The sequence below is a fragment of the Novosphingobium cyanobacteriorum genome (assembly GCF_029436685.1).
Lineage (GTDB): Bacteria > Pseudomonadota > Alphaproteobacteria > Sphingomonadales > Sphingomonadaceae > Novosphingobium > Novosphingobium cyanobacteriorum.
This window is the reverse complement of record NZ_JAROCY010000008.1, coordinates 89,446-104,842: the sequence shown is the minus strand read 5'-3', so window position 1 is coordinate 104,842 and position 15,397 is coordinate 89,446. Positions and strand designations below refer to the sequence as shown.

Sequence of the window (15,397 nt, the reverse complement as noted above, 5' to 3'; positions counted from 1 at the left end):
TGGAAAATGGGGGAGGTTACTCCCGCCCCTTGAACCCTTGCGCGATCACGTACCACTCGGAGGAGTCCTTGCGGCTGGCGGGCGGCTTGGCATGCTTCACCGTGCGGAAATTCTTCTTCAGGATCTGCAGCAGTTCACCATCGGTGCCCCCGGCAAAGACCTTGGCCACGAAGGCCCCGCCCGGGGCCAGCGTGTTCACGGCAAAGTCCACCGCCGTTTCCACCAGCCCCATCGTGCGCAGGTGGTCGGTCTGCTTGTGGCCCACGGTGTTGGCCGCCATGTCGGAAATGACGAGGTCTGGCGCACCATCAAGTGCGCCTTCCAGCGCCGCAGGTGCCTCGTCCGCCATGAAGTCCATCTGGAAAATGGTCACGCCCTCGATCGGGTCGGTGGGCAGCAGGTCTATGCCGACAACCGCAGCCTGCGGCGCCTTCTTGCGCACCACCTGGCTCCAGCCACCCGGCGCGATGCCAAGGTCCACCACGCGCTTCGCGCCTTTCAGCAGCCCGAACTTCTCGTCCAGCTCGATCAGCTTGAACGCGGCGCGGCTGCGCCAGCCCTCGGCCTTGGCCTGCTTCACGTAAGGATCGTTCAACTGGCGCGAGAGCCAGCGCACGGAGGATTGGGTCCGCCCCTTGCCCGTTTTCACGCGGGTGCCGGGGTCGCGTCCGGAACGGCTCATGCCGCAGGTGTCCTCTTCAGGTTGCGCAGCGCCTCGCGGCTGCGTTCGGCCTCGCTGCCAGCAGCCATCAGGCTGCGCAGGATGCCTTCGCGGATGCCGCGGTCGGCGATGCCCAGCCGGTCGGCGGGCCAGATGTCGAAGATCGATTCGAGGATGGCGCACCCGGCCACCACCAGGTCGGACCGTTCGCGCCCGATGCACGGCAGCGCAATGCGCTCTTCCGGAGACATGCGGGACAGGCGCTGGCTGATGCCGCGCATTGAAGCGGTGGGCACAATCAGCCCATCCACCGCGCGCCGGTCATACTGCGGCAGTTCCAGATGCAGGCTGGCCAGTGTGGTCACCGTGCCGCTGGTGCCCAGAAGGCGGATTTCGCCGCGCGCCACCGCCGCCGCCCTTGCCTCGGCAATGCGTTCCGAAAAAGGGGCAAAGCCTTCATCCACCCGCCGCCGCATCTCGGCATAGGCGGTGGCGCGCGCCTCGGGCGAATCCGCCACCGGGCCCACGCTTTCCGTCAGCGAAACGACGCCCCACGGCACCGATTGCCAGTCCACAATGCGCGGCACCTGCTCGCCGGTATCCACCAGCACCATCTCCGTCGATCCGCCGCCGATGTCGAAGATCATCGCCGGGCCATCGCCCGTTTCCAGCAGGATGTGGCAGCCCAGCACCGCCAGCCGCGCCTCTTCCTGCGCAGTAATGATGTTCAGCCGGATACCCGTTTCGCGATAGACGCGCTCGATGAACTCCGCACCATTGGCCGCGCGACGGCAGGCCTCGGTCGCCACCGAACGGGCCAGGTGCACATTGCGCTTCTTCAGCTTTTCGGCGCAGACATGCAGCGCCGCCAGCGCGCGGTCCATCGCCGCGTCCGAAAGGCGGCCCGATTGCGCCAGCCCCTCACCCAGCCGCACCACGCGGCTGAACGCATCGATCACCACGAAGTGCTCGCCCGAAGGCCGCGCGATCAGCAGACGGCAGTTGTTTGTGCCAAGGTCGATCGCGGCATAGGCCTGGCGATGGAAGGGAACAGGCTTCTGCCAGCCGGATGCGATTGGTGCCGCCTGCGCGATCGGACCGGGCGAAACGACTTGGGCTGTGGCGGCTTCCTGCGCAGGTGCGCTGGCCAGCACGCCCGCTTCAACACGCCCGTCGCCCTTCGGGGCGCGCGACGCATCCTGCCTGTCACCGGCGTTGCGGGGCCGCTTGGGCGCTCCGGCATTGCTTCGCGGACGGGGCTTGCGCCCCTTTTTCCTGCCGGACCGCGTGGCCCCCTTTTTCGCCGGCGGATCAAAGTCCGCCATCGTCCAATTCGCTTATGTTTTCCCGCATGGGCGAGATGCCCGCCGGGTACTTGCCCGCAATGGTAGCGATGCCGCGCCCGACCCGCAAGGCATGGCCCCGCAAATCTGCGCCAAGCCCGCTTGACTCACCGCTTATGCGCGTCTAACTGCGCGCCTCTCGCTGCCCCGTCGTCTAATGGTAAGACTACGGATTCTGATTCCGTCTATCGAGGTTCGAATCCTCGCGGGGCATCCAGACACCTTCATAATCAGCATCTTGCGCCCGTTTCATCGGGCCTTCCCGTGCCCGGTGGGCGCGGCTGAAACGTTTATCGCGGAATCGTCACGCACCGCTGGCAGTGCGACCCTGCTGGCCCCTTGCGGGCAAGCGGAAGGGACCCCGCCAATGCCTGTGAACACGATCATCGACGACGACAATCCGCATGTGTTGACCGGTACGGCGGATGACGATGCGATCTACGGATTCGGCGGTAATGATACCCTGATCGGGCTGGCCGGTGACGACCTGCTCGATGGCGGCACCGGCGCCGACGTCATGGCCGGCGGGACGGGAGACGACACTTATGTCGTCGACAGCAAGAACGACAGCGTGACGGAACTGTCCGGCGAAGGGCTGGACACCGTGCAATCATCGGTATCGTGGGTGCTCGGCGCCAATGTCGAGAACCTGGTGCTGACCGGTTCCGGCACGATCAGCGGCACGGGCAATGCGCTCGACAACATCATCACCGGCAATGCCGCCGCCAACGTGTTGACCGGCGACGGCGGTTCCGACTGGCTGGACGGCGGCGCGGGGACCGATACCCTCGTAGGCGGGCAGGGCAACGACACCTATGTGGTCGATTCGCTGGGCGATACCGTCACCGAACTAACCGGTGCGGGACAGGACACGGTGCGTTCCTCGATCACCTGGACCCTCGGCGCCAATGTCGAGAATCTGGTGCTGACGGGAAGTGGCGACCCAGACGGCATCGGCAATGGCGATTCCAACCGCATCACCGGCAACGCGGGTGACAACCTGCTGTCCGGCATGGACGGCAACGATACTCTGGATGGCGGCGTGGGGGTCGACACGCTGGCCGGTGCCGCCGGCAACGACAGCTACGTGCTGGACAATCCGCTCGACACGATCGTCGAATTCGCCGGCGACGGGACCGACACCGTCCGCGCGTCGTTCACCTATGAACTCGGCGATACGCTGGAAAACCTGGTGCTGACCGGTGCCGACACCATCGACGGCACCGGCAACGCGCAGGACAACCTGATCACTGGCAACACCGCCGCCAACCACCTCGTCGGGCTTGACGGAAACGACACGCTCGATGGCGGCGGCGGGGGTGGTGATGTGCTTGCGGGTGGCGCGGGCGACGACACCTATATCCTCGACGATGCGTCGGATGCGGTTATCGAGAACGCGGGCGATGGGACCGACACGGTCGTGGCAGCTTTCTCCACCACGATCGCGGCCGATATCGAGAACCTTACGCTGTCGGGAACGGCCAGCATCGATGGCACGGGCAATGCGCTGGCCAACGTGCTGACCGGCAATGCCGGGATCAACCGCCTTGCCGGTGGCGCAGGCGATGACACCTACATTGTCGGCAACGCCGCAGACATCGTCGTGGAAGATGCCGGCGCCGGTATGGATACGGTACGCAGCACCTTTTCGTGGACGCTGGCCGCCAGCGTCGAGAACCTGGTGCTGACCGGCACGGCGGTGATCGATGCCACGGGCAATTCCGCTGCCAATGTGATTCAGGGCAACGATGCCGCCAATGTCATCGATGGCAAGGGCGGGGCCGATGCGATGAGCGGCGGCAATGGCGATGACACCTATATCGTCGATGCCCTGGGCGACACCGCGACCGAAGTCCTCAACGGCGGTGCCGACACCGTCTACGCCTCGGTCTCGTTCTCACTTTCGGACAATGTCGAGAACCTGACCCTCACCGGGAATGGCGCGATCAACGCCACAGGCAATGCCTCTGCCAACCGCATTCTCGGCAACGAAGCCGCGAACATGATCGAAGGTGGCAAGGGCTTCGACACGATGGACGGCGGCCAGGGAGGAGACATCTACCTGTTCTCGTCCTTCCGTGACCATCTCGGCAACGAGATCAAGGATTCAGGCACGTCGGGCACGGACGAAGTCCGCGTGACCGCCACGGGCAAGGGTGCCTTCACTGTGGGCGGAAGCGAAGTCGGCATAGACCGTATCGTGATCGGTACCGGGACCGGCGCAGTCGCCGATACGACCGGCACCGACGAGATCCGCGTTTCGGCAGCCCGGGCGGCCAATGCCATGGTCATCATCGGCAATGCCGGCAGCAACCGCATCGGCGGCAGCGCCTTTGCCGACACTATCGACGGCGGCGCAGGCACCGACTTGATGGGCGGTGGTGCGGGCGACGACATCTACCACGTCGATTCCAGCGGCGACAAGGTGACGGAAAGCAAGAGCGGCGGACAGGACACCGTCTACGCCACTGCCACGTTCAAGCTGGGCACCAACATCGAGGTGCTCGTGCTTCAGGGCGGCGCGGACATCGGCGGGACCGGCAACACCGGCAATGACACCATCGAGGGCAACACCGGCGCCAACCTGATCGACGGCGGCAAGGGTGATGACATGCTGCGCGGAAACGATGGGGACGACACCCTGATCGGCAATCGCGGCAACGATCATCTGGAAGGCGGCGCGGGTGCCGACGCGCTATCGGGCGGCCTTGGCAGCGACACCCTGACCGGCGGGTTCGGCGCCGACGCCTTCCGCTTCGATGCCAAGATCGATCCATCGGTAGGCGCTGATCTGATCACGGATTTCCACGCCGCTGAAGGGGACAGGATCGAACTGTCGCTCGCCCAGTTCCGCGGCCTTGGCGCAGCGTTCGGGCCGATCACGGCGGACCAGTTCTGGAGCGGCAACGGCGTGACCCAGGCACACGATGCGTCTGACCGCCTGATCTACGACACCGCCACGGGCACGCTGTACTATGATGCCGATGGGGCGGGTGGCCGCGCGACCAGCATCGCCATAGCGCAGCTTGGCGACATGGCGTTTCCGAACATCAGCGCCTCGGACATCTGGGTGGTCTAGCGGCGCAGCGAGCCTGCATGATCAGCAGGTTTCCGGCGTGATTCCGGTCGTGGGATAGATCTTCGTCAGGTCGCGGTCGTCGCGCACATAGAGCGCGGCTTCCTTGCGGATGACCTTGGGGCCCAACACCCCGCTGAGGAAGATGGGCTGATAATCATATGCAACTTCCACGAACATGATCGCGGTGCCGCTGTCGGCCGTCATCTTCGTGGTCGTCTGGCCCATGCCGGGAAAGGTCGTACCCGTAGCGCCGGAGCCCTGCACGCCATAGCGCGAGGCATAGTCCGTGCTGCCCCAGCAGCGCTGCCACTGGATCCACTGCCCGCCCGACGCATTCACCTGCAGGCTGGACAGAATCACGCGGCCGTGTGCGGGAAAATCCAGATCGCGCACGGCAAGCTCGGCCGCGGTGAACACCTGGTCCACATCGTATTCGCGGAACTGCGGCGCCCCGCCCACCACGGTCTGCTTGGCGCGGCTGGCGTTGTCGGCCACGGTAATGGCCAGCTGATTCAGCCGCAGGTGCAGCGTGGCAAGGTTGACCAGATCGACCCCGCTTACCGCCAGACCCATCAGAAGCGGCAGCGACAGGCCGATTTCCACGACGGTCGCGGCACCGCTGTCACGCAGCAGGTGGCGCAGAACGCTCTTGGCCCCGCTCAAAGGCATACCTGCACTCCCGTGCGCGTGGTCTGGGTGGCAAAGGGCTGGTTGCGCAGGATCGTGGTGGCGTTGATCCGTTGCGTCTGGTTCAGGCCGAACTTCTTGGTAAAGCCGAACCACTGCTTGTACGATACCGACACGGTATAGACGACCACGTCGTTGGCGCTGCCCAGCCCGGTCTTGCCCAGGTCCTCATCCCAGGTGCCGTTGCCGTTCATGTCGACGAAGCAATCGCCCTTCTCCACGATGCCGTTCTTGTTGACGTCTGTCTTGATTTCCTCCGGTTCGCCCACGCCGGTGAAATCGGCATAGTTGCGGCGGGCGAAGGTGACCGTGGCAGACGGCATCACGTCATGGATCATGTGCGACACGCGATTGTCGATCGCAGTCGTTCCGCTCTGCGCGCTCTGCAGCGACGAATTGCGCCCGGCAGCGTTCACCACTGATTGCAGCACCGTGCGCACGTAATAGGCCTGCCCCCATTCCAGCGTGACCGCGATCATCAGGAACAGCACCGGCGCCGCCAGCGCAAATTCCACCGCCGCCGCGCCATCGCGTTCGCACAGCAGGCGGCGTGGAAGGCGGCGCGCCGTCACTTGTTGATCCTCAGGTCCGCAACCTGCCCGGCGATGTACTTGAAGGTGTTCTTCAGCTCGGTGGTGTTGTTCGCCTGATAGGCCCGGTTCGACGTGGAGCAGGTCTTCATCGGATTGGTCAGGCTTGTGCCAAAGCCGATCACCCAGATCGTATAGCCCATCGACTTGACCCGTTCGCACACCGCCAGGAAGCGGTTGTTATGATAGTCCTTCAGCGTGCCGGTCGATCCGCCAGTGGCGCCCGAAGGCCCGATCAGCCGATCATACAGTTCGGTGCCATAGGCGTTGTAGGCGTCGATATTGGGTTCCATGATACCGTCGGTCATGAAGATGATGTGGCGGCTGACCGAAGGATACTTGGTCGAATCCGCATTGACGTTGCTGGAAAAGATTCCGTTCGGATTGCCCAGGCGCCCGCCCCAGATCATGCCGATATCGTGATAGGTAAAGCCTGAGGCGGCCATGCCGGTCAGCTCGGTCTCGATCCACGCCGGCACCGTGTTCGCATCGGTCACATCCACCTCGGTGAACGGCTTCATCACCTGCGGGCAATAGGCCGGCTGGACGCCAAACCCGGTTGGTGCCGTCGCCGTGGGTCCCTGATCGTAAGACGAATAGTTGTTGCGATAGTATTCGAGCGCTTCGAGGTAGAGCTTCCAGCGCGAGGCGTCGTTGGTGGGCGCATTCGTCATGTCGAGGTCCAGCGCACCGCTCGGCACGGGTGACATCGAAAGCTGCTGCACCGTCTGCCGCTCCTCGATGCAGCCGTTCCAGGTGTAGCCTGCCGTCGTCACGCCCGAAATACCGTTCGTGCCATTGGCCACGGCCAGCGCGCGAAGATCAAGCAACGTGTTCGGGTTGGGCACGGTCGTCGTGGTCGTGTTGACGCCGGTGGCCAGCAGCACGGTGTTGCCGCTGCCAACCAGCGCGGACTTGAAAGCAGAAACGTCCACGCCCGTCGCCTTGGCCCAGCGCCAGGCAGTCAGGCGGTAGCGTGTGGTATAGGTGGTGGTCGTGACCGTCGCGGTACGACGGCAGGTGCCGAGCGCGTTTGTGCCGCTGCCCGAGACCCTTGTCCAGGAAAGGTAGGCATATGTCGTGCTGGTCGTGGCGGCGGGAACGGGCCCACCCCCGGTGACCGGGTTGCTCCCGCTCGTCGGGTACCTGTTCACGCCATAGTTGTTGCAGTTGGCCTGCGTGATGTTGCTGGAGAACGTCTCGGTCACCGCCGGGGCGGTGGTGGGCGTGTTCGCCGTATTCACCGCCGTGTTGAACAACGCCATCCTCGACTGGTAATCCGCCGTGTTCGCGAAATAGCTTGTCGGCAGCAGCCCGGTCGAAACCAGTTCCTTGGCGTTCACCGTCGAGCTGTATGGCACGAAGCCGAAGCGTATGCGCGTGTTGTTCTTGTCGGTCACCGCAGCGGCCACGGTCTTGTAGAAATCGCGCACCGCGTCGCGCAGGCCGTTCAGCTTTGACGTGGAAAGGTTGCAGCAGCCCACGTTGTCCGGGTCCCAGCGCATTGAACCGGTAGTGTCGAGCACGAACATGACGTCCGCGCTCGCCATCTGCAGTTCCGCGCTGCACGCAACGGTCAGCGTCACCTTGGGAAAGCCGAAGATCGTCATGATCGTCATCGGCATGTCGCTCTGCGCCGTGGCCAGGACCTGCCCGGTGTTGTTGGCGGAACTGTTGAACACGATGTTGCTGGCATCGGTGGCAAGCGGGTTGAAGTTGAAGTTGAACATCTTGTTCGCCTTCGCCTTCTCCACGTCGGTATAATTGCCGGTCTTGCTCATTGCCTTGCGCCCGGCCAGCACGCCGGCGTCGCATGCGTTCTGCAGGCTGGTGCGCGTCATATAGGCGCGGGCGATGTCGGTGCCGCTGCCGGCCAGGCACACCAGCAGCATGATCGTGGCCGCGGTGATTCCCAGTGCATTGCCGGCCTGTTCGCGCAACAGGCGCGCAAGGAGCGTGCGAACGCGGAAATTTTCCGCTTTCTTTCCGCGACTTGCCCTGCGCCCCGTCATCACCAGCCCTGCTCCATCCCGGTCACCATGGCGCGGTCTTGATGCGGACGCGCCTTGCCGCACCGTGTTGATGCATCCCGGCCACCTTCGATTTGGTAAATATTCACACCTAATTAATTACTAGGGTAATGGAACTTCACCGCAGGATTCCGGCAATAAAGCCAAGGACGCGGGACACATGAAGGTTACCACACTGTAAGGGTAACACCGCGACGGCACGCGATGCTGACGGCGGGCCGGGAAGTGGTGTATTCAGAATGGGTGCCGCTCATCTTGCGCGGTTCGGGAGGTAGTACCAAGGTTGGCACGTCGGGTCTTCACCATGCGTACGCGCGTTGCGCTGGCGCTTCTTGGCACCGCGCTCGTTGTTGCCGTGCCGGCGGCGCTCGCAGGCCGGGCGCTGGTGGACGTGCGCACCGAAGACGCGCGCGCGGCACATGCCTCGGCCGCGCTGGCACGCTATCTCCGCCTGTCCGCGCTGGGTTCCGACATCGAGCGCAAGGTGGCCGAAGGCAAGCTTGAGTCCCCCGCCGAGCGTACCACCGCTGCCTCAGCCGTCATGGTTGAAGTCGATGCCATCCGCGCCGCCACGCGCAGCGAGCTGGGCATCATCGCCGATGGTGACTTCGACAGCCCCCGCCGAAACGAGATGTTTGACGAGGAAACGCTGCAGCAGGCTTCGATCAGTCGGGTTGAAAGCAGCCTGATCGCCACGATCCAGGGCCGCCCCGACGAAATCTGGCATGAGGCGATCCGTTTCGGTGTGGCGGGCGAGGAAAACGAGATCCGCGGATCGCAGCAGCGTGCCATCGCCGCCTTCCAGAAGGCGCAGCTGCTGTTCATGGGCGTCGCCGTGGCAGTAACGCTCGCCGCGCTGGCGGCGTTCTTCTGGTTCCGCCGTGAAGTGTTCGCCCCGCTTGAGGCGCTGCAGGACGGCACACGCCGGCTGGGTACTGGCGAACCCGGGGTGGCAGTCGCACCAGCGGGTCCGCCCGAGTTCCGCGAGATCGGCGAAAGCTTCAACACGATGGCGCGTCAGGTGTCGGCCAGCGCTGCCGAAATGGCTGCCGCCAACGAAAGGCTCGAAGCCGAAGTGCGCAGCCGTACGGCGCAGCTTGAGCAGGCCAACGCCTCGCTGCTGCGGGTCAACGCGCTGCGTCGTGATTTCCTGGCCGATACCAGCCATGAACTGCGCACGCCGCTTTCGGTCCTCACCAGCGAGATCGATACCGCCCTGCGCCGCAACGACACGTCGGTCGATGCCCTTCGCGCCACGCTCGGTCGCGCCGGACGGACTGCCGAGACCATGCGTCGCCTGGTGGATGATCTGCTGCAGGTGGCGCGCGCAGAATCCCCGCTGCTCCCGGTCGATTGCGTGCGAAGCGATATTGCCGGGCTGGTGCATCAATGCGTCGAGGATTTCGAACCGCTGTTTCGCGCCGATGGCGGTTCGCTTTCGGTTGCCAATGCGCCGCCACGGCTTATCGGCTGCATCGATCCTCATCGCATCGCGCAGGTGCTGCGGATTTTCGTGGACAATGTGCTCAAGCACTCGGAGGGCCCGCCCCGCGCCGTGTTCCGCATCGCCCGATCGGGTGACAGGATCGCGATCTCCCTGTCCGACGAAGGCGCCGGCATCCCTCAGGAAGACCTTCCCCACCTGCTGGACCGCTTTCGCAGCCGCGACTGTCGAGCAGGGGGCCTGGGCATCGGCCTCGCCATCGCCTCAGCGATCGCCGACGTCCACGGTGGGAGCATCTCTCTTGAATCGGTGCCCGGCACCGGCACCACCGTTACCTTGCACCTGACCATTGACGGCTCCTGCCAGACGGTCTCCCGCCAATCCCCGGAGATTGCATGAACATACTCGTCGTTGAAGACGATCCCGGCATTCGCGATGTGCTGAAGCGCGGGCTTTCCGATGAAGGCCACGCCGTGACAACCGCCATGAATGCCTGCACCGCGCTCGCGGCAGCGCGATCGGGCGCGCACGATCTCCTTCTCCTCGATCTTGGCCTTCCCGACAGCGATGGCCTTTCGCTCACCCGTACGCTGCGCGCGCAGGGTTTCGAAACGCCGATCATCATGCTGACCGCGCGTGATGCGGTCGAGGATCGCATCGCCGGGCTGCGCCAGGGTGCCGACGATTACCTGGTCAAGCCCTTCGCATTCGGAGAGCTGCTTGCCCGCATCGATGCCGTGCTGCGTCGTGGCGCCCCTGCGCACCAGCCTGCGCCCCTGCCCGATACGGTCGTGCTCGATCGGCTTGCCATCGACTATATGCGCAAGGTGGTGACTGTGGGCGATGCGATCGTCCCGCTCACGGTGAAGGAACTCGATGTGCTGCGCCTGCTCGCCGCAGAGCCGCTGCGCATCTTCTCGCGGCATGAAATCCTGCAGCGCGTGTGGGGCCTGAACGAAGATCCGCTGACCAACATCGTCGAAGTCTACATCAGCCGCCTGCGCCGCAAGCTGCGCGCCGCCGGGCTTGAAGCGATCGATAACGTGCGCGGCTTCGGCTATCGCTACGAGGTGGGTGACTGAACGGGCAGAAGGAAAGGCCGGGAACCCGATCGCGCCCCGGCGCTTTGGCGGGCATGGATGATCCCACCGCTCGCCTTCCGCTCTGGCTCGTCGCCAACCCCTCAAGCGGCAGCAACTCGCCCGAAAGCCTTGCCGCCCTGCAGCAGGCGCTGGGCGAAGCCGGCTGCGCCCCCGCCCGTACCATCCTCTGCCCCGACGATACCCTGCCCACCCGCGCCGATCTCGAAGCGGCCGGGGTCGCCACGCTGGCGATCTACACGGGTGATGGCACGATCAACGCCACCGCAAAGGGGATCGAGGGCTGGCAGGGCCATGTCCTCGTCCTGCCCGGCGGCACGCAGAACCTGCTGGCCAAGAGCCTGCATGGCGATGTCGATCCCGCCACCATCGTCCAGCGGCTCGCCGCTGGCACGCTTGCGCCCCGCCGTCGCAGCGCGGTGAAAACCTCGCAGGGCCACGCCTTGGTCGAAGTCGTCGCCGGACCGGGCGCCACCTGGGCCGATGTGCGTGAAGGCCTGCGCGCGCCCGGCATCGCCACGCTCGCCACCGCGCTGGGCGAGGCGGTGCGCGAAACCGCGTCGGGCGCCCTCGTCCATGTGGCAGAACCCCTGATGGGCCGCCCCGAAGGATACCGTGCCCTGCGCGTCGATGCCGATTCCGGCACGCTGAACATCGATGGCTATGATGCAAGCGACTGGAAGGAACTCGCCGCCCATGCCACCAACATGATCGTCCGCCGCGATTTCCGCGATGGCCCGCACCAGCATGTTGGCACCGCCCCCCGCCTCACCTGCCGCAGCGATGAACCCATCGCCCTGATGCTGGATGGCGAACGCTGCGACGGTGGGCCGCAGGAAACGTTCGAATGCGTCATCTTCGCCGTCGAATTCCTGCATTCGCCGCCGCAGAGTTGACCTCGGCCGCGGAACCGAACATGCCCGCGCCGATGACCCGCATCTTCCATATCAGCGATCTGCATTTCGGGCTTGAGGACCGCCACGCGCTGGCGTGGGTGGCGGATTGCATCGCGCGTGAACGGCCCGATGCCGTGGCGATCACCGGCGACCTGACGATGCGCGCCCGCCACCGGGAGTTCGCTGCGGCGTGCGACTGGATCAGGGCGCTGGACGTGCCGGTCACGGTCGAGGTCGGCAACCATGACCTGCCCTATTTCAACCTCGCCGAACGCTTTCTCGATCCCTACCGCCGCTTTCGCACCATCGAAGGGCTGGTGGAGCGGGAGATTGATCTGCCCGGCCTCGCCATTGTCTCGCTCAGGACAACCGCGCGCGCGCAATGGCGGATCAACTGGTCCAAGGGCACCGTCAGCAGCCGTGCACTGGGCCACACGCTCGCCGCCATCGACGCCCTGCCAACGAACACCCGCGCCCTCGTCGCCTGCCATCATCCGCTCGTCGAGGCCGGCACGCGCGGCAAGGCACTCACCCGCGGGGGCAGCCGGGCCTTGGCGGAACTGGCCCGCCGCAATGTCGCCGCCGTGCTGTCAGGCCATGTCCACGATGCATTCGATCTGGTGCACGATACGCCCAACGGCCCGGTGCGGATGATCGGCGCGGGCACGCTGTCGCTGCGCACGCGCACCACCCCGCCCAGCTTCAACGAACTGGCGATCGGGCCCGATGGCATTGCGGTGAAGGTGCGCAACCTGCAGCACGTGCCCACCCCGGCGATGCAGGTGCCCGAAGTGCCCGAAGACGCCACCCCGCCCACCGACCCCGGCCAGCCCGTTGCAGCGGCCGCACAAATGTCGCCGCACTGAAACAGAGCCCCGTCATGGGCGACCGACGCGGGCCATGAAGCGCGCCCGGATTCGGCAAACGGGTGGCGCAGATGGCAACGATCAGGGGAACAGCGGGCAAGAACGTTCTGACCGGCGGCGATGCCGATGACCTGCTCTTCGGGCTTGCCGGCAACGACAGCCTGAATGGCGGCGCCGGCGATGACCAGCTCGATGGCGGCACCAGCAGCGACGTGATGGCGGGCGGCGAAGGCAATGACACCTTCGTGGTCGACGTGTTTTCCGACAGGATCGTGGAACTGCGCGGCGAAGGCATCGACACCGTCCTCACCGCGCTGAAGCTGCTGCGCCTTCCCGCCAATGTCGAAAACCTTGCCTTCACGGGTGACACGCCGCACGCCGGTTTCGGCAACCAGCTGGACAATACCATCACCGGCCGTGGCGGGCATGATGAACTGCACGGCGGCGGCGGCAACGATGCGCTCAACGGCGCAGGTGGCGCGGATTATCTCTGGGGCGGCAACGGCCAGGACCTGCTCGACGGTGGCACCGGTGCCGATCTGATGTACGGCGGGTCCGGCAACGATGTGTTCGTGGTCGACAACCTGCTCGACCGCACCATCGAAAACCGCCCGGGCGGCACCGATACCGTCCGCAGCTCGGTCACGCTCACCCTTGCCGCCAATATCGAGAACCTCGAACTCATCGGCACCCGCGCCGTCAATGGCACCGGCAACAAGCTGGACAACATGCTGACCGGGAACGACGCCAGGAACACGCTCTCGGGCGGCAAGGGCGCCGATACGCTGAATGGCGAGGGCGGATCGGATTCACTGGTCGGCGGCCTGGGGGCTGACAAGTTTCTCTTTGCTAGCCCGCTGGCCGCTGACAACATCGACCGGATCCTTGATTTCAACCAGGCGGACGGCGATCGGATCGTGCTCGACAGCACAATCCTTGTTGAACTGTCGCGCGGCGATCTGCGGAACTCCGCCTTCCTCTCCGGCGAAGGCGCAGACCGCGCCGCCAAGGACCCGCAGCATATCATCTATGACACCGCAACCGGCGAACTCTCTTACGACGCCGATGGTGCGGGTGGGCGCAAGGGCGTGGTCTTTGCCGTTGTCGGCCTCACCGATCATCCGGCCCTGACTGCCGACGATTTCATCGTCATCTGAACACAGCCTTCTAGACGCAGGTGGACCGGCCCGCGGCGGAAACGCGGACCGGCCGATACCCCCGGGGGATGCGGCATCTGGGGGTACCCATCCACCTGCATCAGCAGCCGGGGCTGTCGTCCCGATCGCGATGGTGGGCGGAATGCTCGTTGGAGTGTTCGTAGGCTTCCTTGATCCCGCGGTTTTCCGGGAAGCCCTTCTTCGGGCCGACATGGGTCGGCAGGTCGCGATCGCCATGGCCCTTGCCCGGCTTGCCTGAAACCGTGGCCGGTGCAGGCTTGGAATAGCTGGCCGCGGGCAGGCCCTTGCCAGAACGGCTGTCGGCGTGGGCCGGTGCGGCGGTGGCCATCGCAGCCAGCGCCAATGCGGAAAGCGCAGCGCGCAGGAAGTTGGAAGACAGGGGGTGGAAATCAACCATGACGGGACGGGCTCCTTTGTTGCCGCCCCTGTTTGGCAAGCTCCGAGTTTAAACTTCTTGTTAGGATGGGGTTGCGAAACGTGGTTGAGATGAAGTTAAAGTGCCTGCCCGCAGCCCTTTATTTCAGCAACTTGGCTTCTTCGCAGCCGCACAATATCCCTAATTGGGCAATACGGACTTTCCCTTAAATTATCCCAGCCGAATAAGGATTGCGCTTTTTCCGCCTCCTTGCGATGCGATGGGCATGACCGAAGAAGAAGAAAAAGCCGAACTCACCAGCCGCAAGTTCTACAAGGCGGAGCAGGAAGCCGGGTTCGTTGAACGCCACGCCCGCGCCACACCCCAGCAACAGGATCCTGCCTATCGTCTCGCCTTCCACGATGTCGATTTCCTGCTGCGCGAAGAACTGCGCCCGGTCCGCTTCCAGCTCGAACTGTTGAAGCCCGACATGCTGCTGGACGAGGCCGGCATCGGCTCCACCCTGGTGATGTACGGCTCTGCCCGCATCCCCGCGCCCGATCAGGCCGAAGCCGCGCTGGCCACGGCCACCACGCCCGAAAAGAAGGCGGTGATCGAACGCCTCGTCGCCAAGTCGAAGTATTACGAGGAAGCGCGCAAGCTTGCCTTCATCGCCTCGCGCTGCGCCGTGGTTGAGGAAGGCCAGCGTCAGTTTGTCGTCTGCTCTGGCGGCGGCCCTTCGATCATGGAAGCGGCCAATCGCGGCGCGCACGAGGCGGGGTGTGAATCCATCGGGCTCAACATCGTGCTGCCGCACGAACAGGCGCCCAACGCCTATGTCACCCCGCACCTGTCGTTCCAGTTCCACTATTTCGCGCTGCGCAAGATGCACTTCCTGCTGCGCGCCCGCGCGGTGGCGGTATTCCCCGGCGGGTTCGGCACCTTCGATGAATTCTTCGAGCTGCTCACCCTGATCCAGACCGGCAAGATGAAGCCGATTCCCATCCTGCTGTTCGGCGCGGATTACTGGAACAGGGTGATCAACTTCCGCGCCATTGCCGAAGAAGGCGTGATCGGGTTCGAAGACCTTGACCTGTTCCACATGGTCGAGGATGCCGAGGAGGCTTGGGCGAAGATCGTGGAATTCTACGCCATCGACTGCGAGTGA

The 15,397-nt window shown here is 64.8% G+C and carries 13 protein-coding genes and 1 tRNA gene; 8 read left to right on the top strand and 6 right to left on the bottom strand.

All coding sequences use genetic code 11. The features are described from left to right. Positions 1–16: 16 nt before the first annotated feature. On the bottom strand, positions 17–682 hold the full coding sequence (locus POM99_RS10185) for an RlmE family RNA methyltransferase (RefSeq protein WP_277277390.1): 666 nt from the start codon (positions 680–682) through the stop codon (positions 17–19). Further along, positions 679–1,986, bottom strand: coding sequence for a Ppx/GppA phosphatase family protein (locus tag POM99_RS10180; RefSeq protein ID WP_277277388.1), 1,308 nt, complete (start codon positions 1,984–1,986; stop codon positions 679–681). The genes POM99_RS10185 and POM99_RS10180 overlap by 4 nt, the downstream gene beginning before the upstream one ends. Positions 1,987–2,147: 161 nt before the next feature. On the opposite strand from POM99_RS10180, the gene POM99_RS10175 reads away from it, so the two are divergent. Both POM99_RS10175 and POM99_RS10170 read left to right on the top strand, forming a co-directional pair. Beyond that, positions 2,148–2,221: transfer RNA gene (locus POM99_RS10175), tRNA-Gln, on the top strand. A 150-nt stretch (positions 2,222–2,371) separates the two neighbouring features. After that, positions 2,372–5,083: a calcium-binding protein gene (locus POM99_RS10170; protein WP_277277386.1), complete on the top strand. Its 2,712-nt coding sequence runs from the start codon at positions 2,372–2,374 to the stop codon at positions 5,081–5,083. A gap of 21 nt (positions 5,084–5,104) precedes the next feature. On the opposite strand, the gene POM99_RS10165 is transcribed toward POM99_RS10170, so the two are convergent. Genes POM99_RS10165 through POM99_RS10155 form a run of 3 tightly spaced genes read right to left on the bottom strand, consistent with a single transcriptional unit; the run spans position 5,105 to position 8,300 of the window. Further along, entirely contained in the window at positions 5,105–5,752 is a 648-nt protein-coding gene (locus POM99_RS10165) for a TadE/TadG family type IV pilus assembly protein (RefSeq protein ID WP_277277384.1), read from the bottom strand. After that, entirely contained in the window at positions 5,743–6,342 is a 600-nt protein-coding gene (locus POM99_RS10160; protein WP_277277382.1) for a TadE/TadG family type IV pilus assembly protein, read from the bottom strand. Before POM99_RS10160 ends, POM99_RS10165 begins: the two co-directional genes overlap by 10 nt. Beyond that, entirely contained in the window at positions 6,339–8,300 is a 1,962-nt protein-coding gene (locus POM99_RS10155) for a TadE/TadG family type IV pilus assembly protein (RefSeq protein ID WP_277277380.1), read from the bottom strand. Before POM99_RS10155 ends, POM99_RS10160 begins: the two co-directional genes overlap by 4 nt. Before the next feature lie 394 nt (positions 8,301–8,694). Between POM99_RS10155 and POM99_RS10150 the strand changes: the two genes are divergently transcribed. The 5 genes from POM99_RS10150 to POM99_RS10130 all read left to right on the top strand — a co-directional run bounded on the left by POM99_RS10150 (position 8,695) and on the right by POM99_RS10130 (position 13,853). Then, positions 8,695–10,233: a sensor histidine kinase gene (locus POM99_RS10150; protein ID WP_277277378.1), complete on the top strand. Its 1,539-nt coding sequence runs from the start codon at positions 8,695–8,697 to the stop codon at positions 10,231–10,233. Beyond that, positions 10,230–10,916, top strand: a complete 687-nt coding sequence (locus tag POM99_RS10145; RefSeq protein WP_277277376.1) for a response regulator transcription factor — start codon at positions 10,230–10,232, stop codon at positions 10,914–10,916. Before POM99_RS10150 ends, POM99_RS10145 begins: the two co-directional genes overlap by 4 nt. 53 nt (positions 10,917–10,969) lie before the next feature. After that, on the top strand, positions 10,970–11,830 hold the full coding sequence (locus POM99_RS10140) for a diacylglycerol/lipid kinase family protein (RefSeq protein WP_277277374.1): 861 nt from the start codon (positions 10,970–10,972) through the stop codon (positions 11,828–11,830). 32 nt (positions 11,831–11,862) lie between these two features. Beyond that, positions 11,863–12,696 carry a metallophosphoesterase family protein gene (locus POM99_RS10135; protein WP_277277373.1) on the top strand — a complete coding sequence of 278 codons (834 nt, stop codon included), beginning with the start codon at positions 11,863–11,865 and terminating at the stop codon, positions 12,694–12,696. A 71-nt stretch (positions 12,697–12,767) separates the two neighbouring features. Further along, positions 12,768–13,853 (top strand): calcium-binding protein, encoded by a 1,086-nt coding sequence (locus POM99_RS10130; RefSeq protein ID WP_277277371.1) that lies wholly within the window; start codon positions 12,768–12,770, stop codon positions 13,851–13,853. Between the two features lie 100 nt (positions 13,854–13,953). Here POM99_RS10130 and POM99_RS10125 read toward each other — a convergent pair whose 3' ends face one another. Further along, complete coding sequence (locus POM99_RS10125) at positions 13,954–14,271, bottom strand: hypothetical protein (protein ID WP_277277369.1); 318 nt, start codon at positions 14,269–14,271, stop codon at positions 13,954–13,956. Positions 14,272–14,515: 244 nt separating this feature from the next. Here POM99_RS10125 and POM99_RS10120 point away from each other — a divergent pair, with 244 nt between their 5' ends. Continuing rightward, positions 14,516–15,397 (top strand): LOG family protein, encoded by an 882-nt coding sequence (locus POM99_RS10120; RefSeq protein WP_277277367.1) that lies wholly within the window; start codon positions 14,516–14,518, stop codon positions 15,395–15,397.